15 protein-coding genes and 4 pseudogenes are annotated in these 21689 nt (G+C 58.3%); 8 read left to right on the top strand and 11 right to left on the bottom strand.

All coding sequences use genetic code 11. The annotated features are described in order from the left end of the window. From X773_RS71985 to X773_RS71965, 4 genes and pseudogenes are all read right to left on the bottom strand, one after another. The coding region (locus X773_RS71985) for a DUF1419 domain-containing protein (protein WP_031213234.1) at positions 1–382 on the bottom strand (382 nt) is incomplete at its 3' end. A 322-nt stretch (positions 383–704) separates the two neighbouring features. Then, positions 705–1604: a DUF3991 and toprim domain-containing protein gene (locus X773_RS71980; protein ID WP_023680589.1), complete on the bottom strand. Its 900-nt coding sequence runs from the start codon at positions 1602–1604 to the stop codon at positions 705–707. A 188-nt stretch (positions 1605–1792) separates the two neighbouring features. Beyond that, positions 1793–1974 (bottom strand): annotated as a pseudogene (locus tag X773_RS78765) (hypothetical protein). Between the two features lie 1132 nt (positions 1975–3106). Further along, positions 3107–4003 (bottom strand): hypothetical protein, encoded by an 897-nt coding sequence (locus tag X773_RS71965; RefSeq protein WP_023680586.1) that lies wholly within the window; start codon positions 4001–4003, stop codon positions 3107–3109. A gap of 389 nt (positions 4004–4392) precedes the next feature. On the opposite strand from X773_RS71965, the gene X773_RS71960 reads away from it, so the two are divergent. Then, positions 4393–5469 carry an Abi family protein gene (locus tag X773_RS71960; protein ID WP_245274866.1) on the top strand — a complete coding sequence of 359 codons (1077 nt, stop codon included), beginning with the start codon at positions 4393–4395 and terminating at the stop codon, positions 5467–5469. Positions 5470–5743: 274 nt separating this feature from the next. Here X773_RS71960 and X773_RS78760 read toward each other — a convergent pair whose 3' ends face one another. From X773_RS78760 to X773_RS71945, 3 genes are all read right to left on the bottom strand, one after another. Beyond that, positions 5744–5908, bottom strand: a complete 165-nt coding sequence (locus tag X773_RS78760) for a hypothetical protein (protein WP_023680583.1) — start codon at positions 5906–5908, stop codon at positions 5744–5746. A gap of 6 nt (positions 5909–5914) precedes the next feature. Next, positions 5915–6109 carry a type II toxin-antitoxin system prevent-host-death family antitoxin gene (locus X773_RS71950; protein WP_023680582.1) on the bottom strand — a complete coding sequence of 65 codons (195 nt, stop codon included), beginning with the start codon at positions 6107–6109 and terminating at the stop codon, positions 5915–5917. 109 nt (positions 6110–6218) lie between these two features. Next, the gene (locus X773_RS71945; protein WP_023680581.1) at positions 6219–6863 is read right to left on the bottom strand and encodes a hypothetical protein; all 645 of its coding nucleotides are present in this window, start codon (positions 6861–6863) and stop codon (positions 6219–6221) included. 169 nt (positions 6864–7032) lie between these two features. On the opposite strand from X773_RS71945, the pseudogene X773_RS77020 reads away from it, so the two are divergent. Both X773_RS77020 and X773_RS77755 read left to right on the top strand, forming a co-directional pair. Continuing rightward, positions 7033–7224, top strand: a pseudogene (locus tag X773_RS77020) (Mu transposase C-terminal domain-containing protein); the annotation flags it as partial. A gap of 711 nt (positions 7225–7935) precedes the next feature. After that, entirely contained in the window at positions 7936–8355 is a 420-nt protein-coding gene (locus X773_RS77755; protein ID WP_023680580.1) for a hypothetical protein, read from the top strand. 192 nt (positions 8356–8547) lie between these two features. On the opposite strand, the pseudogene X773_RS79435 reads toward X773_RS77755, so the two are convergent. After that, positions 8548–8721, bottom strand: a pseudogene (locus tag X773_RS79435) (DUF4158 domain-containing protein); the annotation flags it as partial. Positions 8722–9372: 651 nt separating this feature from the next. Between X773_RS79435 and X773_RS71930 the strand changes: the two are divergent. The 5 genes and pseudogenes from X773_RS71930 to X773_RS77740 all read left to right on the top strand — a co-directional run bounded on the left by X773_RS71930 (position 9373) and on the right by X773_RS77740 (position 15588). Then, entirely contained in the window at positions 9373–10284 is a 912-nt protein-coding gene (locus tag X773_RS71930) for a DMT family transporter (protein WP_156937499.1), read from the top strand. Between the two features lie 3 nt (positions 10285–10287). Then, the gene (locus X773_RS78750) at positions 10288–11529 is read left to right on the top strand and encodes an argininosuccinate synthase-related protein (protein ID WP_084641831.1); all 1242 of its coding nucleotides are present in this window, start codon (positions 10288–10290) and stop codon (positions 11527–11529) included. Next, a complete protein-coding gene (locus tag X773_RS78745) occupies positions 11526–12269 on the top strand; it encodes a 2OG-Fe dioxygenase family protein (RefSeq protein WP_023680576.1) in 744 nt (247 codons plus the stop codon). The genes X773_RS78750 and X773_RS78745 overlap by 4 nt, the downstream gene beginning before the upstream one ends. A 1064-nt stretch (positions 12270–13333) precedes the next feature. Continuing rightward, a pseudogene (locus tag X773_RS79430) lies at positions 13334–13885 on the top strand (N-6 DNA methylase); the annotation flags it as partial. A 218-nt stretch (positions 13886–14103) separates the two neighbouring features. Next, positions 14104–15588, top strand: a complete 1485-nt coding sequence (locus X773_RS77740) for an SAM-dependent methyltransferase (protein WP_023680572.1) — start codon at positions 14104–14106, stop codon at positions 15586–15588. Positions 15589–16501: 913 nt separating this feature from the next. Here X773_RS77740 and X773_RS71910 read toward each other — a convergent pair. The 3 genes from X773_RS71910 to X773_RS78735 all read right to left on the bottom strand — a co-directional run bounded on the left by X773_RS71910 (position 16502) and on the right by X773_RS78735 (position 21672). Continuing rightward, positions 16502–17389: an SEC-C domain-containing protein gene (locus X773_RS71910; protein ID WP_023680570.1), complete on the bottom strand. Its 888-nt coding sequence runs from the start codon at positions 17387–17389 to the stop codon at positions 16502–16504. A 1983-nt stretch (positions 17390–19372) separates the two neighbouring features. Further along, positions 19373–20638, bottom strand: coding sequence for a YiiX/YebB-like N1pC/P60 family cysteine hydrolase (locus X773_RS74070; RefSeq protein ID WP_023680568.1), 1266 nt, complete (start codon positions 20636–20638; stop codon positions 19373–19375). A gap of 875 nt (positions 20639–21513) precedes the next feature. After that, the gene (locus tag X773_RS78735; protein ID WP_245274867.1) at positions 21514–21672 is read right to left on the bottom strand and encodes an RES domain-containing protein; all 159 of its coding nucleotides are present in this window, start codon (positions 21670–21672) and stop codon (positions 21514–21516) included. Positions 21673–21689: the final 17 nt, after the last annotated feature.

The raw sequence follows: 21689 nt of genomic DNA, 5'->3' as shown, positions 1-21689 counted from the left end.
TCATCGCCTTCACCGGCCAGGACTCGCGCTCGACGATGGCATCGCGCATTTCGGCAGCCGATCGCGCCACATTCAGGTCGCAGTAGGCATGGAAGTAGCGCGTTTTGCCGTCGATGCGCAGCGTGTAGAAGACGCTGGTGATGCTGTCGGTAAGGAACTCGCGCAGCGCGAACATGTCGCCTCGCATCCAGAGCGGTGGCAGGATCTCCAGCATGTAGTCGTGCTCGACGGGGCCGACTTGAAACCACTCGCCGCTATAGAGAGATCCGGCATCGACATGCTCCCGGTTCGGGCGCTGCGCATGGCGATCGAACAAACGGAACATCTGCCGGCGGTCGGCGATGCCCTGGTAGACTTTACGATTGGGAGAAAAGGGGTTCATTTGGGGGCTCCTTCAGCCTCGTCGGGCCTGAGCGCGCAGCACCCTCGTGGATGCCCATCGTCTTCAGCCCTTCATGACCCCTCCCCTGCGGCCGCCTCTCCGTCCGGGCGGGTCAAGGGCCGGCGCAGCCGGGCGAAGCTTCACCCTTGCACGCGACCGGCGGGCATGCGGCAGCCGGATTTTCTTTTCTACCTTTCCCATCTTGCCCTCCCCAATTTGGTGGTGCGAACCGACTGTCATGGCAACGTGCGCACCTTTTCGAGCGGGCATGACTACGGCCGGCGATCTTCAATCCTGCACCGCGGTTGAGTGATCGGCGCCATCATGCGCACGCCGCGTCCTGCAGCATCGCGTTCCAGTCTTCGGCGCGCGGCTTCAGCCGCCCAAAGTCACAGGCGACCTCGCCGGCAAGCTCACGCAGTCTCGACACGAATGCCTCACCCTGCGGGTTGGCGTCGGTGGCCGCTACAAGCCGCGTGTTCGGCCTTCCTCCCAACAGGCGAAGCGCCGTGTCCGTCGCCGGCGACCAGCCGCCGCCGGTGCTGGCATACAGCGTATCGCGCCGGATCCGTTCGATCGCGGCCAGGCTCATGGCGTCGATGGCCGCTTCGCTGACGCAGATCCGGGTGGCTGTCTCGGACCCCAACCGGAACAACACCTTGCCGCCTCCGGCCGCAAAGCCACGCCATTGCGGTCCGCGCTCCTCCCAGCCGGTGACGAGACCGGCCGCGTCGCTGTGGGCGGCCCACATGCTGCCGCGCGGGCCTTCCCTCAGAACGTTCTGAGCGATCGCAGTCGCAATGACCTGTTCGGGAATGTGCCGCTCATCGCGCAGATAGCGCCAGGTCGCCGATCCGCGCCACGGCTTGCGTCGGGCCGCCCATCGCTTTGGAACTGACTGGCCGGGTTCGGTCCCCCGAGACTGTCGTTTCCATTCCGGCTCGCTCGGCACGAACCCCGCAAGCGAGGCTACCTGCAAGAGGGCTTCCAGGAAATCGCCGCCATCCAGATGCTGCACCAGCGAATAGACATCGCCCTTTCGATCCGACAACGGGTCGAACCATCCCTTGCCGTCATGGATGACGATGATGATATCGTCGCCACGACGGCATTTGACCGCTTTGCGCGTGCTTTCCTTGAGGTCGACCGTAAAGCCGCTGGTCTCCAGCACCGCGGCACAGCCGACTCGGCCGCGCAGCGCTTCTATATCCGTCTTTTCCATTTTTCTCTCCCGAGAGCCGTCCGGCCGGCCTTTCTTCAAGTCAATTTGTTCCGCACTACTGGCGGAACACTCCCCAACCGCCGCGAAGAGCAAAGGGCGCAAGGGCGCGGCTTTCGCCGCGGCACAGCCTCCCTTGCGGCCTGCCGCTCGCAAGCGGCACGCCGTNACGCCGTGGCATAGAGGCCGGTTCAATGAACCGGCCGGCCTCCTGTGTATGGACAGTATTCGGCGATCGCCTCGACCTCGTCGCCGTCGAGGCAGGGAGAACGCCGTACTCGTTGTCATCGACCTTGAACAGGATGACCGGCGTCATCAGGGTGCGAGCGAGGTTCCAGGCGTGGCTCTGAGCGAGGCTGAGTTCGTGCGACATTTGTTTGGCTCCCGTGTTCGCGGGGACCATTCCCCGCTCGACAGGCGCCCGTCGGGTCCAGCCGGGACCGCGATCATCGCGATGGCGAAGCCTTGAGCGACGGCACGCTTGCGTAGTCCGACCCCGAAGCGGGTTGATCGGCAAGGTCCGGGCTGGAACAAGGGAATTAAGCCGAAAGAGCGGGAAATGGACCCCGCACAGGAGCCAAGTCACTCGCCACGAAACCTAGCGGATTCATGCCTGCGGCACTTTGCGGCTGAGTTATGCCGGCTTCATCAAGGTCTAGGCGAAAAAACCGTTCTTCCTGTGCCGACGACGCCGCCACGATAGTAGCGTCCGCACGAAGAACCCATCCGGGCAACACCATGGCCGCCGAGAATACGAGAGGCACATCAAGCCTGATCGGGCTGACCGCCGGTAGAGTTGTCGCCTAGGACTGGCGGTGAAGGAGCTGCAAAAGCCGCGTTCCAGGTTCTTGCAGGTATCGATGGGGAGGCTGGAAAGGCGACCGGGGTAATCCTGCGCGCCCCTCGTCGATACTGACCAAGTGAGGGACGCGCCGGATTTCGGCGAGCAATGCGATGATTATTGCCGCGGTATGCTGCGAATGTTTTTGGCCCGAATGGCCCCGCTGCCTCAGCCGCAAGCTTCGCCATGAAACGTCGCGTGAGCTGGCCTCCAAAGCCCATGAGGTGGCGAGGTCATCGACATTGAATTCGTCCACCATGACCCAGGCCGGCGTATAGAGCTTCGCCCTCTTCGCCTCAGTCTCCGGATCTCGACGCGACGCCGGTCAGGTCCCGGGGCCTTATTCGTGATGGGAAAACGCAGAGGCCGCGTGCGGCCATCCTTGCCTGTGACGATTGCCATCACGCAAGTCGGCCGAGCCGTTCGGCCACTTTCTTCACCGCGATCGAATTCGCCCGCCCCTAGGTAGGAATAGAGAGTGATGTGGCCGTGTTCAGGCTCGGTCATTCTCCGTTATCCCTCAAGGTGACGGCGTCCAGGCCAGCGAGAATTTCATCACGCTCGGCTCCCTTGAGATCTTCGACACGGTACGCCCGCTGTGCGCTTCGTCCCGCCAATCGATCGAACTGCTCGGCGGTCAGGAGCACAAAAAGGCAGGCAGCATTCAGAGACCCGCCGGATCGATTGACCAGTTCGCGACCTCGCGATCGATCACACGCCACTGTTCGGCCAGATCAGTGATGTCCGCCTTTTGTACAACCGGCTGATCGAGGCCCTGGAACTGGTCTCCGATATATGTTGTAAGGCCCGTGCCGCCTTCATTTGCAAACCAGACCCCGGTCAGGTCGGCAACTTCCTTCAGCTGCTTAAGGGTCTTTTGCGCATCGCGTACGTCAAAATCGTCGAGCAGCTTGTTAAGGCGGCTCTCCTTGTTGCCGGCATGGGCTACGTGTGTGCTGACATGCACCGCGATTCCATCCAGGGCTGCTAGGCGGGCCTCGATCCGGGTGAAGATCGCCGGATCGACGAGATCATCGGGACTACGTGCCAAGTGGGATACACCGCTTAGGGTATCGAAATGACGGTGCGCGGCTTCGCTCTTCATCAGTTCAGGATCGCCCCAGATGACCCCTCCCTTCGCCGCGGTGAGTTTCTCATGCTGTTCCCGGCTTAGTCGATCGAGATCGTATTGAGCATCCAGCACCTTCTCGACGTAGATCCTCCGGGTGAGCCATTCGCGGCTTGTCTCCACGTCCTTTACGACAGAGCGGATCGAATACACGCCCTTTGGGCCGTTGAGGGGAGCTTTGTCCAGAAGCCGTCTTGTGCCTAGAAGCAGGCTCGACCAGTAACCCTCTGATATAAGGTTGAACAGCATTTGGTTGAGTGGCGGACGCGCCTCGCGCCTTTCGTTTGCGAGCCGCACGATCCTTACCGTCGTCCGGAAAGCAGCGTAGTTCCAGAGGAGGTCCTGAACGGTTTTGTGGATGCCTGTCGTGTCGTCGCGAAATGCTTCACGCCAGCGAGATATGCGTTCGATCTGCTGTGCCGATCTCTGCATCGATTGACCTCGATCATGTCAATAAACTTCGCAGCATGTACTCTGATTTGGCGCAATAACGTGCAGGTTTTCGCGTATTTCACCATCCAAGCAGGCGAGCTGCCGTTGCCGACGCGTGGCGGCAGTGGGATAGAAGATGGCGATTATCAGGGGTGTTGGACCAATCCCCCTGATCACGACCGTCGATGATGGCGCGCTTTGAAAGCGGCGCTCCAGGGCCGAAGCTATAACGATAACTTCGGGCCTCGTCTCAAGTAGGCTTGCATGATATCCAAAAATGAAACACCAGGTGAGGACTGGCCTGACCTGGTGCACATAAATCGGTGTCGACGGCGCTTGGCAAGCCAGTGGGGCCAGTTCGACTGCTTGGGGGGAGTTATCTTCGTTTCATGGCAGAAAGTCAAGTTCCTTATCTGTACTCGCAACCCACGATGCGGGCGATCAGGGCCTCCATCTCTGAGCCACGGTTTGCCACCTACCTATCCAAGGGCGGCAACCGCGAAGACTATGCGTTGGCGCTGTATCTTTACAACGCCCGCGTCGCGAAGGCGTTCCTGTATCCTATCAACGTGGCGGAAGTCACGCTTCGCAATGCCGTCGATGAGATCCTCGTCAGTAAGTTTCAGCAGAACTGGCATCAGGATGCCGCCTTCCGGGATCATACTTTGACGCCGGAGGGTCTATGGACTCTAGACAAGGCCATTCAACGGGCGGGACAGAACGCTTCCCGAGATCAGATTGTCGCAACGCTTACATTCGATTTCTGGTCGAATCTCTTTCGATCTGAGTATGGCGCGCTCTGGCGCACGACCGTCAACCTGGCTTTCCCCCATCTGCAGCATGGGGAAAGCCGGCAGGATATCCAGAACCTGGTAAGGCCAATCAACACGTTCCGGAATCGAGTTGCTCATCACGAGCCAATTCTGGACATGAACATCACGGATATCTATGCAAAGATCGTTCGACTGACCGAATTGCGCTGCAAAGAAACCGCAGAGTGGATGAGGCATCACTCCACGCTGAGCGCGGTCGTCAGAACCCGACCGCGCCGGGACGGTACTGCGGCAAACAATCTCGCTGCGAAGCTCGACAAAGCGTTCTTGAGCGTAACTCCCGACACCGCCTTGAACGATGTGATCGGGCTTGTCGATGAGAAGCATCAGGCGATCGTATGTGTGGATAAGGCTGGCAGGCCAAAAGGTGCCTTCACGTCCGTTGATGTGACACGTTATATTGCTACCCGGGCGAAGGAACTCGACGGGTTAATTGCGCTTACCGAACACAAGGTTTCTCATCTCATCGAAAGCATCGACATCGGCGCGCGTTGGGCCTCAATGGATGAAGCTGCACCGGTAGGGTTGGCGGTGAAGGAGCTGCAGAAGCCGCGTATCCAGGTCCTTGTAGGCATCGATGTGGAGTCTGGAAAGGCGACCGGAGTAATACTGCGCGCCCATCGTCGGTACTGATCAAGTTACGGAAATGCTGGATTTCAGCGAGCGATGCGATGATTTTGCCGCGGTATGCTGCGAATGTTTTTGGCCTGAATGGCTGCCGCTGCCTCAGCCGCAATCTTCGCCATGAAACGTCGCGTGAACTGGCCTAGCGGAACGGTGGACTCCAAAAGCCCATGAGGTCGCGAGGTCATCGACATTGAATTCGTCCACGATGGCCCAGGCCGATAGAGTTTCACCCTCTTCGCCTCAGGCTCCGGGATCTCGACGCCGGTCAGGTCCCGGAGCGTTACTCATCGGGAAAAAGCAGAGGCCGCGTGCGGCCGTTCTTGCCTGCGACGATTACCATCACGCAAGTCGGCCGAGCCTTTCGGCCACTTTCTTCACCGCGATCGAATTCTCGCGCCCACAGATAGGAATAGAGAATGACGTGGCCGTGTTCAGGCTCGGTCATTCTCCGCTATCCCTCAAGGTGATCGCCGTCTAGGCCAGCGAGAATTCCATCACGCTCGGCGCCCTTGAGATCTTCGACACGATACGCCCGCTGTGCGCTTCGTCCGGACAATCGATCGAACTGCCCGGCGGTCAGGAGCACAACTTTGCACTTGCCGCGCTTTGTGATTTCGACAAGCCCTCGGTATGCCGCCTCGACCACCTCGTCGGATTTGTTGCCGAGGTCGGTTAGCGTAAAGCTGGTTATCCTGACTCTTGATCTTTCCCCTTAAAATAGGCGAAATAGCTGTTTTCAATGTGGCTTACCTACTTCACGAAGTACCTTCCCGATNCTTGAAGCGCACGCGAGCGAGCTCGAGGAGCGCACAGTGTATCTCGTCCTCGGTCCAGCCGGATTCCCCTGCGCGCTCAACCAATTGCTGGAGGGCCGATTCCAAGGCGAGCTGGCATTGAAGGCCGCGGTCCGGATGGTCGACTGGGTAGCCTGGTTGCACGATCGCAATGCTTGATCGCTTCATTGCAGGCCATGGGCTCTCGCCCTTCTCCTTTAGCCAAACGAGGCGCGCCAACTCACGTGTTGTTCGTGCGCGGCTCGGCAACCGCTTCATCTTGTCAACCAGCCGCTCCAGCGATCCCGCGCGTTCCAACTCCGTAAAAAAATGATGCGGCGTGACGCTACCGAGCCGGTGCATCTCGGCCAGGTTCCACACATACGGATAGTCGACCATGAATTCGGTTCGAGGCGAGGCCTTGGACGGTTTAGCCTCGGTCAGGATGCCGCCGCCCACGAGCCGATCGGCCCTCTCAATGATTTGGCGCACTCTCGATGTCGATAAGCCATGTTCCTGCGCCAGGTCGGCGAAGCGCTTGCCCTTCAGAAACCCTTCAACCAGGGCGACGTTCCTTTCGACAGTCGGGGTAAACCCCCAACAGGCCCGCAGTTTTTCCAGCATCATGCCGTTCGTTCATCCGTTGTTCGCGCCCCTGCAAACTCTAACCGGCCAAATCGGCGCTTGGAAGCCCGACGAGACACACATCGTGGCCCGGTGCGTACGTTGGGAAAAAAATGCAGCGGCACCTCTGCCGCGTGGGTTCGGCGGACGGCATTTCGCAGGTCAACTTTGGACGACTTTTGCCCACTGGCGATCTCCACAATCCGTCGGCGGCCTGGTACCGCAGCGAGACCGGCTGGGCAGGTTCGAAGTGCGATACGATCCTCGCGATATCAGCCACATCTTTATCCGGGATCCGGAGACCAGAGAAGTTCGCGCTGTCGAGAGGCGCGACGGTGCGCTTGCACCGACGACGTCATGGGACCCTCGAAAGGACGGAGAATTAAACACGCGGCCATGTATCGGTTGAAGGGCTTCATGAATGAATGCCCATATGGCGATGGCTTTTTGGGAGCGACCTATGAAACGTCTTGGGGCATGCGCATTGGTTTTCTACAGCATCGCTGCGGCCACCCGGAGCGCAGGCCGCCTGCTACGACATCTCGAAAGGGCAGCCGTCGCAGCTGAGCGGCGAACTCTATCGTCGGATACTTCCCGGACCGCCGAATGTGGTAAGCGCATCGTGCAGCCAGTGGACTGGCCGCGACCAAGCGGCAGTCGCAAAGGCAGACGAAACTAACGCACCACGTGGTGAACCTTGCAATGAGGAGTCGGGGGCCGGCACCTCGTACGTTCGCCATCGTCAAGAGGATCGAAGCGTTAATCACTGCGGCCAGGGCGGATGCGATCGATCAGGCGAGCGTTTTGCTGGATCAGTTCAAAGGTGACTCAGGAACAACCGAAAGCGATCGACGACCTGCTTGATCTGATGACCCTGGTGGTTGTTGTAGAAAACACTCGCAAGAGGCTCTACAATCCGGCGAGGCAGTAGGCTCCGGCGGTGAGCCGATTTAGTCGTGGCTTGGAGGATAGCAACGTCTTCGGAAACCGTTGGAAAATTCGTGGGGGCGGGTGGACGAAAGCGTGCGATCGGCCTAGACGACATTCGCAACTCCCCAAATCCGCCGAGAGCATTATGAAGCAGCAGCGACCTTTTGTCGTCGAGATCAAACAGAAGCGTGGGCTCATGAAGCGGCCACAATCAATCTGGGGCGGCATCGACCTGGCCGCCATCGCGAACGATATCGCGGAAGTGAAGACTGAAGGTGCGATCGCTGAAGCGCCGTTTTTTCTTTGTGAAGATATCCGTTCTCGGCCCACGGCCGCCGTAGGTGAAGCGGTACCCGACGCCAAGGACGTGATCATGCCCGACGGATCGCTTCCTAAGCCGCCGACGGTTGAGGAAACGCCGGTTCCGAAGGCATCGAACCCACCGACTGAAGACAGACGGACCCGCCAGAAAAAGCGGTGGCAGAAAGAGGTTGCTTTGCCGAGAGGTGAACGATGGAAGCGGCGCCTGCCATGGGTGCTCCGCCAGCGCCGGGCTGTGCCGTAGGTCAACTGCGCCAGGATTGAAGCTGCCCTTGTCGAACTGTCCATGACAGGCCGGCAGTGCACTTGCCTATCAGCCGCTCTCGCATTTTGGTGCGAGAATGAAACCGCAAACGGACTCAGGCTGGCCAGGCAGCGGCTCTCGCAAAACAGCCGGGAAAGTTGTGGCCGTTTCGGCGTGTACCGCGAGCGCGGCCTCGTTCGGCACTGCCAAGGCGGTTTCCCGAAACAGCCATTCCTTCAGTTCGCGCGCACCACGCCCGGAGAAAGTACGAAGCTGTACAGCGTCCGCAACTACGGCAAGTTGCTCGTGTCGCGTTTCCTTGCGCGCGGCGTAGTCAACGAGATCGTCGGTATGCAGGCCAAGCTGCATCGGGGCGAGGCTTAGAGACCGCGCTGACGCCGTTCGGACCGCTCTGCGAGCCGGAAGCCGCCTTGCCGTTCGATTTTTCATTTGCGACAGGCCCTGATGAATTGCCAAGCCGGGCTGCAGCGGGAAACCTGTCAGGATAACAGGATCACAGCGTTCGGTTGCATGCCCGGCAGTCGGGCTCATTGTCGGCCTTCTGACAATGTTGGGCATGAAACACTGCACTATCAAAACGATCCTGTTGTCTAAAAATGGTTTTGCTCGATTGGCACGGCCTTTGCTCCGTTGAATCACAAATACCCTACGGCACGAACCTGCAGGAGTTCCTCCATGAACAGCCTCAGGCAGTCGCTACTGCAAGATCTGTGCATGCGAATCCGCCCTCCGGTTGCAATCGGAATGGCCGAGCTTGTAACCAAACAATCCCCCTACTGCATGTGGGGACGCCAAAATGTCGCGACGCGGGCGACGACTGGACCACAAGCCGCTCGATCGTCCCGCCGCTTAATGAAGTCCAGCGGTGGGACATCGATGAGCACCTCGCGGAAGCTCGGACAGTTCCGCGATACCGACGTACGAAGACGGCCTAATCTGTTTGCACTCGTTCTGCACAGTAGGATGGATGATGGCCAGCACAAAGGATACTTGAGCGTGGACGTTTTCGAAAGTGCTTCAATACCTGCCAGGAGGTCACTGACCTCATCCTTCTCGGCCGACCTGGCCGTACTGGGTGTCGCATTCGTTTGGGGGGCGAGCTATCCGGTCGCGAAAAGCGCACTAGTCTATGCGCCGGTTTTGATCCTCATTCTTTATCGTTTCCTGATTACCACGATCTTTATGGCCGTGGTGGCAAGACATGAGATCGCATCGATCTCTTGGGGCGATTGCATGCGTGGCCTCGTATTGGGCACAATACTTTTTTCCATCTTTATTGCTGAAACTTACGGTGTTGCATCAACAAGTGCCATGAATACGGCCTTGATCATTTCGCTTTGTGTAATTTTCACGCCGATCATTGACTATGGGCTATCAGGGCGACTTCCACCTATGGGCATATTGGCAAGTGCCGCCATATCCTGCATCGGTGTCGGCCTTCTCACTGGCGGGATCGGCAAGTTCAGTCCGGGTGACGCGCTTGTGCTGGGGGCTGCGATTCTGCGAGCAATTATGGTCGTTTCCACCAAACGCCTTCTGGCCGGCCGGCAGATTTCGTCTGCGGCACTGACGGCCATCCAGGGATCGGCGGTGGCAACACTCACTTTCGTTTTAGCCGTGGGTCAATTCGGAATCTACGGCCTTATTGTGAAGGCCCCCCTTCAGTTTTGGGGCGCCGTCGCCTTCCTTTCACTCTTCTGCACGATCGCTGCATTCTACATTCAAAACGCCGCGGTCAGAAAATCCACGCCGACACGGGTTGGCTTGCTGATGGGAACAGAACCCTTTTTTGGTTTCGTCCTCGCGCACCTTCTCCTGACAGAATCTTTGACCGCAACGGGCTTGATAGGTGCCGGCCTCATCCTCGCCGGAACCTTTGCCGGCATCTTTTTTGAGAGCAGGACCTGACAAATGAACCCCGTCTCAACTTCGATCAAACCATCTACCGGCGGCATTTTGAGTTTCGAAGATCTGGAGGCTTTTCCGGACCGAAACGCACCAGTTGCAACCATGTTCAGCGGCGGTCTGGACAGCACCTACCTTCTCTACAAGCTGCAAAGCCTTGGCTTTGCGAATATTGAAGCTGTCGCGGCGGATGTCGGAACTTCCATCGATAAGCCTTTGCTGGAACAGACGGCAGCCAGGTTCGGCGCGCGCTTTGTTTGTCTCGAAGGGCGGGAAGCTTTTGTCGAACAAGGCGTGAAACCCGCCATTCGGGCCCACGCCAAGTACCTTGGCAACTATCCGCTAAGCAGTTCCTTGAGTCGTCCTGTAATCGCCTCGTTGATTGTTGATTATGCGACATCAATCGGCTCACGGCTGCTTCTTCATACAGCAAGTCGTTCGCAAAATAGTCTTCCGCGCCTTAACAATAGCATCAAGCGCTTAGGATTTTCCGGTCACTTCGGCAGTCCGTATGAATGCTCGGTGATTTCCCGGCAGCAGAAGGCCGCCGCCCTCTCTAAGTTCGGACTGACTTTTGTGACGGACCGCACGTGGAGCGGAGACGAAAACCTCTGGTGCCGGGAATTCGAGTCTGGACCTTTGGAAAATCCCGAGAACTTTTCTATCCCGGAAGAGGCGTTTGATTGGACGCGCAACATCGCCACAGAGCAGCCGGTAGAGATCAAACTCGGATTTATCGACGGAAATCTCGTGTCAATTGATGACCGTGATGTTGCACTGATCGACACAATCCCGCTCCTGAATAAAGCAGTTGGTAAATTCGGACACGGCCGCTTTGTCGGGCTCGAACACATCTCAACCGGTGAAAAGGTTCTCGAAGTCCGCGAGGCCCCCGCAGCGGCCATCATCATGGACGCGCTGCGGCACCTCGAAACCGCTTCCCTTGGCGTCGGATCAATCGTGCTGAAGGAAGGGCTTGAGCAAGCCTGGTCCCAGGAGGCGGTTTCAGGTGCATGGGGCAGTACTATTCACAAGATGTGCGAACGGGCCATAGCGTCCGCGCTCGAGGGCGTCAGCGGGAGCGTCAGCTACATAGTCGATAATACGCGCTTTTTACCTCGGTCCATCATAGCCAGCACGCCGAAATACATTACGGACCGCCACCTTTGGGAACACCAAGCCGCGAGCCACCAAGCGTCCTTTAAAACTTCCCCCTCGCCAAATTACCAAGACGGGAGACACCCATGAAAAAGGTCGCACCCCAGGCGCTATGCAGCCTCAGTCAAGAATGCACTGATCATCTGGTCACGAATGGATGGTGGTTTTCCAGAGGTAAGCGCACCGAAGCCGGCTTCGGCATCGAAATTGATGCTGGCTGGAAGAACTTTGCTGACCACTGGAATCGACTGCTTCTCGATGAATACATGCGTGACGGCGGGACCTATCGCTACCGGCGCTATAGTGCGTTTGAATATGACGCAGTTGACGGAATTTTTCGGCTCCTGCCGCATGCCCCTTATGAGCAATCGAAAGCCATCAACCACTTGAATGGCGGCTTCAAGCGCTACTTCGAGCCCTGTGAACAATCGTTTATAGATCATCCTGTCTTAAACAAGATTCTGACAGGTTTCTGCAGAATTCTATCTCAAACCGCTGGACATGATCGTTGGGATATTAAGCTCCATCCCTACCGGATTGTTGCACGCGACGGTGTAAACGGCAAACCAGCACCCGAGGGCCTTCATCAGGACGGGGTGGATTTCATCGTTTCTTACATGATCGGGCGGGTTAACGTGACCGGCGGTATGAGCACGATTACTGATGCCTCAAAGCGGTCCCTCGGCGATGTCGAAATGAACCTTCCAACTGATTTTGTGATTTGCAACGATCGCAAGACGTTTCATGATGTATCACCGATCGTGACCGAAAATCCGAAAATGCCGTTCGCATATCGTGACGTCCTTGTCATCGCCTTCGAGAAACTATGAATCAAGTCTTGAACTCCCAAGCACGTTGCGACCAATAGCGAGATCGCTGTCCATACCTGTGGGAATCCTTGAGGCAGAGTGGGACATATCGGACGCCGCCTGATCAGTCGGATAATCTGCAATGGGTGGAAGACCACTCTTGTGATGTGAAGTTTGCGGCTGATAGTCGTCGCTTGATTCCGCTGGACGCGAATGCCTTCTGGGCGCAGTACCGCCAAGAGAATTCGTCCACTGTCCGAGTCAGCACACGGGCTCGCCGAACAGGAACTTGGAACGCTTCTTCATCTGTCTTAGGTGATATAGCCGCTCGGAGTGCTGCGAGACGTGCACGATAGCATCGGCTCGCAACGATGGATTGCTAACGGCGAACTCATGCCGGTCGGCAAGGCGATACTGGCTGGAGCATCAACTCGGCCGACGAGAGTGGCCCACCATCCTAGGCAGGATCGGCCGACATGACCGGCATCGTGAGCCGCTCTGAAAAGAGCACAGCGGGCATCCAGACGCTGCCGGGTTGACTATGGGTGTCCGAACCGCGAAAAGGGGCCGCTCTTCATGAGTGGCGTGCGCCGGCAGTCTAACCCCAAGCCCCCCGCCAGGCTGCCGGCGCGCTTCTAGGAACATCAACTTGTCCGACTACGCCTCGATCAGATCCCGAGCAGCCAGCCAGTGTNGCGATCGCCGCAGCCGTTTTCGAAGCACGACATCATGCCGGCGGTCGGCAGCGATGCGCATGCAAAAATTCACAGGTGCATTCTAGACTAGCGCATCTTCGCCATCGCGCTCGGCTATGAAGCTGCCTTCTTAGCTACGTCGCAAAGGGTTATCCGGCCAAGGCGGGTTCAATGGAATGAAATGAGGCCCTTTTGGGTCCTGAACTTTCAACTTCCAGACTGCCTTTCTATGGCGCGGAATCCGGACGCCTTTGGAAGGACTACGGCGATTATTTCCCGCCAAAAGAACGTATCGACCAAGTTCTTCTCGATAATCTGAATGCGTCCCACGAACTCTTGCAATCTGCCGAACTTGCCCCCGATGCGGCGCAAGCGTTGCTCATACAGGCAATGTTTATCGCCTATCTTGAAGATCGTGAGATAGTAACGCCTGCCTATTTTGCGGCCGTTACCGAGAAGAGCGCTGAGAGTTGCTCCGCGCTGCTGGAAACCGGCGATGTCGATCTCTTTCGATCGCTTTTTCGAACTCTCCATAAAGATTTCAATGGTGACCTGTTCGTTGCGCCCTGCTCTTTCGAGCCGAAAGGCGAGGCGCCAGAAGTCACGGTCACCCATCTTACCATCCTGGCCCGCTTTCGATCGGGGCGGGAAGAGATGGCGCATTCAGGCCAGCAACGGTTCTGGGGTTATGACTTCCGCTATATCCCGATCGAGCTTGTCAGCGCCGTCTATGATCGCTTTCTGGGGGAACGCGAGGCCGAACGCCGTGCAAACGGCGCCTACTACACGCCCATGTTCCTCGCCGACACCGTCGTTTCCCAAGCCTGGGAGATGTTGCCGGACGCGACTCGGACGAGCGGAAACTTCCTCGACCCCGCCTGCGGTTCGGGCGTTTTTCTCGTCCGGTCGTTCCAGTGGCTATGCGAGCATTGGCGAGCTAAGCACAAAACGCAGACGATTTCCTGGAAGACGCTTTTATCGCTGCTGAGCCAAATTAATGGCTGGGATCTAAATGGTGGCGCTGTTCGCGTCGCGGTGTTCTCGCTCTATGTCGCCCTCCTCGAAGAAGTCTCACCACGCGACACCGGAAACTCATCACCCGGGGAAAACTCCTCCCCGAGCTTTGGGGCAAGACCCTCGTCTGCCGAGACTTTTTCGAGGTGTCGCCAGACGGCACCCGGTACGACGTCATCATCGGCAATCCGCCGTGGACCAGCCGCCGGGGCGCGGCGCGCTCGTCCGTCCAGTGGAGCAAGAAGACCGGCCATCCTGTGCCTGGAGGCGAAGACGCCTGGGCATTCAGTTGGAAAGCCCTCTCACATCTCGCCGATGACGGACTGATCGCGTTCCTGTTGCCTGCGATGGGATTTTTACACAACCACGCCCAAAACACGGTTGACGCACGTGACGCGTTCTTCCGGAAATCTCAGGTCCGCCGCATTATCAACTTCGCGGACCTTCGATTTCAGCTTTTCGAGAAAGCCCATCGCCCCGCCGCTCTGATTATCTACGGCAGCGCGAAAGCGGACGGTTTCCCATATCGTTTCGACTATTGGGCGCCGAAGGCCGATCTTAATCTCCGCATCAAGCGTGTCATCACGCTGAGCAGCGCCGACAAGGCCGTACTTGGGGTCGGCGCGGTTCTGGATAACCCGCTTATCTTCAAGCAACGGCTTTGGATGCGGGACCCAGACGCCAAGCTATTTGGTTACCTCGCCAGGCTTCCCAAGCTGGAGGCCTTCGTCAACGACTTCGGCAGCCTGAGCCGTCGCCGTGAAGAGCCGGGCGATCGATGGGTGATCGGGCAAGGCTATCAGCCTTTCAATGAGGACAGCGAAAGCGACGCGCCTCCGCTCGCCAGCGAGTACGTCGGTCGATTGCCAGACCTACCGATTACAGCCTACTCACGTTTGGCTCAGGCTGCGGAAGGCTTGCAACCGGCCGCTTCACCGACGGTTCGTCGTCGCGGATTCGAGGCCGGGTTCGACGGTACGCGCATTCTTATCCCGCGTNCAGCCGCTCAAGCAGCTCGTGATCTGATTGCGATTGTTGACGACGCACGCGGACGGTTGAACGAGCCGTTTTCGATGCAGGTCGAAGAGAGCGAGATCCTTCGAACCATCGATCGGCTGGCGTACCAATATTTTTGCCTGTCGCCTGATGAGATCGCGCTGATCGACGATACCGTCGAAGCGATCCTGCCCGCGCTTCAGCCCCATGAAGGCCACTTCCCTAAGCTATGGGGCGCACCGGACGAACCGCAACGGGCACAATACGCTCGCACGTTGGCGGCCAGCCTGGCGGACTGGTTCAAAGACAAGAAAATTGATGCTCGCCTCGTCGCGCGCGGAGCGGACCTAGCGATACTTCGCCTGCACCTGGGCGGCCATGAAGACTATGCCGAGGATGCTGGCGGCGAGCTAGGCGACGTTCTTGAGCAACTCGCTGCTCACATCAACAGGCCCCTCGATGGCAATTTCCAGTTGATGCCGGACCTCCGGGTTTTCGTCGGTGACTACCTTTACCTCATCAAGCCGATGCAGATGCGCTTTTGGCTACGCTCCACCGCGCTCGCCGATGCGGATGGAATAGCGCTCGATCTCCAGCAAGCCGCAGCCGTGCCGCAACGGCGGAGTGCTGATTGATGCTAATCGGTGATATGCAGGAGTGGGTCGACAGCTTCGTTTCGTTTGATGATCGCTTTCTAGAGAGGATCGCAGCGGCGTGGCCGGCGTGCATGGCCGTTCTCCCCGAACAGCCCGGGGAAGATGACATCACCATTAACCTCGTCGATCATCTCACCAAGGACGTCGTCGTGCGTCGGCTGTGCCATTGGGTCGAGTATCAGTTCGAGCCATTTGGCCTCGCTACGGACGGGTCGAAATACAGCAAGGGCATCATCGACATCGCCGTGCTCTTCGACTGGGAACGGGAGCGATATCTGGCTTATGAGTGCAAGCGGCTCAACGTGATCAACGGCGGAAGCCGCAGCTCCTTGGCCACCGTGTACGTCACCCAAGGCATGATGCGTTTTCTCACTGAACAGTATGCGGAGCATCTGCCTGTCGGCTGCATGCNCGTGTACGTCACCCAAGGCATGATGCGTTTTCTCACTGAACAGTATGCGGAGCATCTGCCTGTCGGCTGCATGCTGGGCTATGTGCTGGACGGGGATGTGCCCTTTGCCAAGGCGCGGCTCGCCAGCGTCATAGGAAGCCATCCTCCTCTTGCGCTCATTGATGGGCCAACGCCACTTGCCGCAATCGAAACCATCGAGCGATTCCGAACACGGCACACCCGTCCAGCTGGATTAGAAATTGAGCTTCGACACGCGCTATTTTCTTACCCATCAGTGTCTGCGCCAATTGGCTGACGAACCGAGCCGAATCGACCGCTACTGAGTTCGACAACAGATGGCGCCTCGATAGTCCAGGACCAATCGAAGGAGACGTGGAGAGCCGTTTTGAGACCGCAATGGCCAATGTTAGACCGTGGATCCCGTTCGCCAATACCCGCCCCAAGGAAGGAAGCCGCCCTTAAGAAACTAGCATCGGTCTATCAACTGAGCCGCCCGTGGCATCGCTTGTACTTTTCGCCTGATCCACATGGGCATCGTTCGTTACGACCGACCTTCCGCACTGCTACGGGACCCCGCACAGTTGGAATGCGCCTGTTGCCCTTCAGCATTGCCGCAGCTTGCTCCAAGGCCCTCGGTGGCGGGACCCACTTAGGTGGTGGCCCGAACTTGCGAAGGTTCCTGATCAAGTCGCGCTGATTGGCTAGTTCCTTTTGCACCAACGGCTTTAGCCCAGTTTCGTAGGGCTTGAGTCGAGCCATTTCCGTCTCGGCATCGTCAAACCGTCTGCAATAGGCCAATACCACGGCGTACTGCGAGCGAACGGTGATGAGATAATCCGCCAACTTCCATTGCCGGAGTTGCGGCAAGATAACCGTCTCCATCACGTTCAACGCACCGTCAAAATCACGACGGCTGATAAACTGGTCCACGAGATCTTGTCCGACACGGAACAGAGAGTCCGGCGCAAGTGCCAGATTGTAGAACTTCAGGGCGTGAAGCCGCACGAATGGAGAAATCTTCCCCTGCGCATCCAAGGCTTTCGCATACACGTCGAGGGAGTCGGCGAGATGCTTAACGTCGTCAACCTCCCAGCCATCCTTTAACAGAGGGGCGAGTTCTGGGGCATTCTTGCCCATGACCAACTCGGGCGTAAGGCCAATCAGATCATAGTATTCTTTTATCAGCGGTTCGACACGTGCAGCGGCCGCTGCCGAATCTCCCAGAGCGAGCTCCGCACAGGCGACGTTGTAAGAGAAGATGCGTTGATGTCCGGCGGGCAGTTCTCCCACGACTGGAGCCAGGTTGGCTATGAGGCGCGATGTGCCCCGACGATCACCATCCTTCGCCAAGAAGTTCATGCGCTTCATNGTCCATCTGATCGAGCCAAACGGCCGCCCGATCCGAGTCGGCTTTCATGTCCGCAAAGGCCAAGGCATCAAGAGCCTTAATGCGCTGGTCTGGAGGGACGGTCTCGTCCTGCGCGCCTTGCACGAGATAGGCTTCAACCTCGGGCCATACGCCCATCTCATGGAACAGCTCTTCCGTCGCCATCTCGACCAACACGTCGAGCCCACCGACCTCCCCCGTGAGCCGCAAGAACAAAGAGAGTTTGGCAGGGTTCCAGCTTGCCTGAAGGCTCTCCTGGATCACTGATCGCAGTGCATTCTGGCGGATCTTCATCGCCTCGGCGCCGTGAAGAGCAAGCCGCCCTTTGCCGACAACCCGGGCCGCATCATGCAACTTGATCTTATCGCCAGCGAAGGCCTGCAACAGCCCCTGGCTCAGGAGATGGCGGAGCGATTGCAAGAAGACCGCNGCTCGTTCTGGCCCTTTGGCGCCAACAACATAGAGACTCGCTTCCGCTCGCGTGATGGGCGTATCACAAAGACTGAGAAGATCCGCGACGTCGGCCACAGCGCCTGGCAAACATTCGAACACCCGGCCGAGGATAAGTTCCTGAACCATCTCTCTGGTATGGGCCGAGCGCGCCAAGTCTGCACAAAGGCGCTTCACCGAACCCTCGTAGTCGGACCTTGCCACGGAGAGCGCATTGAGGACGAAAAGCGGAAGACCGCCCGTCAAATCGATCAAATGCTGACAATCAGCGGCGTCGCCATGACATCCTAATTCATGCGCGGCAGCAGCAACCGTATCGGGCGCCCACCCCGAGAGGTTTTCGCGCGCAACGCCGGCAATGGCTTCGATCGCGGCGATTTCACCCTCCGGCCGGCCAAGAAGTACGAAGCGGATATCCTTGGCCGCCTGAATCACACCGATCAGGTCGTCAGCGGCCAGTTTGTGGACATTGTCTAGGGCGACCGTCACGACCTCCCCGCGTTCATTCATGCGGCGAGAGAGAAGCTGAAGGATTTCGCGGCCAGAAGCCCCAGGAAGAAAGATCTCGCCAAGGCCCTGCCCGCCTCCGAGCAACCGCCCAGCGACCTCGCGAGCGACGGCATTGGCCAGAGCCGCACCCGGCAGGTCAGCGACGTCGAGATAGACCAGAGGATTTGGAGCATGCTGGGCGGATTGTGCCAGCCATGACGTTTTGCCTGCGCCCGAATACCCAACGATCAGGCGGACGCGCTCGCCCGTTGAGAGAATGGGCTCATGCTGCTGTACCCGATAGGGGGCCGGAGGCACGGGCAGATCCTGCAGTTGTAGCACCAGCTGCTCAAAAAGGGCCGGAAGGTCCGGTGCAGCAAACACATGGTCGAGCGTCGCCTTTTCCCCCGTCGCCGCCAGCGTGACGAGCCCTGCCAGCTTCCAGACAAGTGTCTCGGGCGACAGCGTGGCAAACGGTAAGGTTTCTGCCAGCCTACAAGTTGCCTGGACTGCTTCCATCAAAGAGGGTTGGGGGACAGGAAGGATCCGCCTGGCCGGTTCGGCCGCCGGCCAGTCGATGGTTACGTCCGCGGGCCAATCGCCTGCAGCAAGCCTTTCCAACAAAGGCCCGTTTGGCTCCGCATTGCAGACGATGACGAAACGCGCAGTGCCGTCGCGCTCTCCTCTGGCATGGGCGGCACGCAACTCCGCAAATCGCGCCATGGCACTCTCGATATCATCCCAAGCGAGGGCTTCCTTGCGGTGCTTCACCTGAACGTAGATGCGGGTGCCATCGAGTTGGACCTCGACATCTTCGTCGCTCTCGACGGAAATTGTCTGCACCTTCAACGTTGCAGCCGATAACAAGCATCGGACGGCGTAAAGGTGCTGGAAAAGGAAGCCACGATGTACAGCTTCAATTCGAACCAACTGCGCGGGGTCCAGAACGCTGGCTTTGGCTCGGATCGATTGCGCCAAGGGCGGCGCGTGCTCCCGGCTTCCAGCGTTCATCGCAGCTTCCATTTTCATTGTGCGACCAGAAACGGGACCAGCACGTTGCCCATGCCTCGCCGAATTTCGATGCAGTCGTCGCAGAGGCGCAAGGATGGCACTCCAGGCATGGTCCCGGCGCCGTTGACTAAGCGATAGTCAAGTGCTGGCTCGTCTCCACACGATGAGCAGACGTTCGTCCCGCCCTCCGCTTCTACGGCGCGACGGGACAGCCCCGCGAGGTGTGGCTCTACGCGGTCAACAATCGAGTACCAGTAGGCACTATGAGGTTCGATTTGTTCCATGTGCCGGTTCAGGTCATCTGGAAAGTGTTTGGATAGCCACGCGTAGGCGACCTCCCGACGCAGCTGGTCGTTCTGAACGAGGGTTTCGTAAAGCTCAATCTCCAGGCGGAAGGACTCTCGCGGATATTGACTGTTTAAAGCCCGCAATTGAACGAGATTGACCGCGAACCGGATGCCGCCGCTATAGGCCTCTCTAACCGTGCCGATGCAATAGTCCCGCAGTGCCTCCTGCGACTCGGTCATCTGGCCGATGAGGCCCAGGTCATAGCGCCACGGATGTGTAGCGGTCTCCATTCGCCACACATCAAGGTAGCCGCTATCGCGAAGGGCAGCTGCTATCACTTGATCGGCATCAGGCCGTTTGGCGATCAGGGAATAGAGATCGTTGAAGTTCTCGACATCAGGATCAACAGAACGTGCTGCGGCGAGAACGACATTCTGGGCTTGATGCATGGCCTGGATCGGATTGCCGCTGGCTGCCCGCCATTCTACCTCCTCTGGAGATACCGTTTCGGTCTCAACTGAAAGCTCCATTAGCAGGGGGCTGCGCCGCAGATCTTCCGGCGAGCAATAGTCGGCGTCCGGAACAAGATCGATGCTGGCCCTCCTGTAGACCCTCGCGACCAGACGGGAGCAGAACTGGCGTTTCGACCTTGGTTTGCGCACTGCACGCACTGATCGGATGGCCTCCGGCAGGGAATACCGTGCACCGATCTCGGCGCGAGCATAATCGATGACGTTCGACAAGATTTCGGGAGCGACGGGCTCCTTCAGGCGGAAGTGAAATACCTGTTCGTCGTCTTGGAACAGCTCCCGCTGAAGACTGCGCGCCTGGACGCCATCCATCGTAGAGTCGATGAAGGAGCCATGCTGTACGCAAATCATAGCGTGAGACACGATGCCATGCGTCGCGATGCGGACCACTTTGCTGGTGCCAGGTCGAGCTGTGAAAAGAATGTCTCCCGACTCAACACTGTCGATTTTGATACGCTTCATTGCTCCCCCTAACACAACGAATTTCTCGCCGAGTTTACTATCGCCATGCCCTCGAACCACCAGGGCCGACTGCTCTTATGCGCACGAGGTCGGTCTAAGCAATCTTATTTTCTAACAAACACGATTTCAGACATTCCACAGTCATCACTGAATGGATCAGCCCCGTTACACCAATGTTACATAGAGAATATTGTGGAGGTTTGGCTTTCAAGTAACTAGTTGAAATATTTGGCGCACCCGACGCGATTCGAACGCATGACCCCTTCTTTCGGAGACAAATGGTCGGATCCGAACCCGCAACACAACGAGGAAGCCCCGTCAGCATGGCCTCACCTTCGAGGCTATCCGCAGCGCGCCAAACCTACCGCGACGGCCGGCCACCGAGGCAACACTGGTCAACGGCCGCTGGCCCGCTTTCGCTCTCGAAAGCTGACCGACTGCAAACGGCCCAACACCGGTCGTTCCGTTGCTCCGGCTTAATGGACGCTTTTGGCGCTACAGCCATCTTTGCCAGGCGATACGGATACGAGTTACATCTTCACACCAACCCCACCCTGAAATCCTCCAGTACCTGAGCCAGCCCTGGCGCGCCGAGAACGGTCACAACACGCTTCGCCTGAAGTTTCGGTATCGCGCGATCGTAGATGGCAAGATTGGTCGCCTCATTGAGGCGCGAGGATAAATGATCCCGTCGGGCTCAGATGGGTGCTCATGAAACGCCAGCGACCACCGGCGTGCCAGGTTCTGGCGCTGTGCCCGAACGACATCGGTCGGCACACCCAGCCGGACGGCGTTGTCGCCTCTGAGGTCGACCATGCGTAGGTCTGTCGTGGTCGCGATTTCCGCATAGCGCCGTCGGGTCAGCTCCACCTCCTCTAGTCTATTGGAAGATCGTCAAGGATCCCTGCGCGGCGGTCGCGGAGCACGGTCTCGAGGAAGCACACCTTCAGGGAGTCGCCGAGGTAAAGAACGCCAAACCGGTTGGCGTCAACGCGGCGTCGAGGATCGCTGAACCGGCTCGGCGACTCCCGCACCCCAGTGGATCGGGATC

This window comes from Mesorhizobium sp. LSJC280B00 (genome assembly GCF_000502835.1).
In the GTDB taxonomy this organism is placed as follows: Bacteria; Pseudomonadota; Alphaproteobacteria; order Rhizobiales; family Rhizobiaceae; genus Mesorhizobium.
This window is presented reverse-complemented; position numbering and strand designations above follow the sequence as displayed.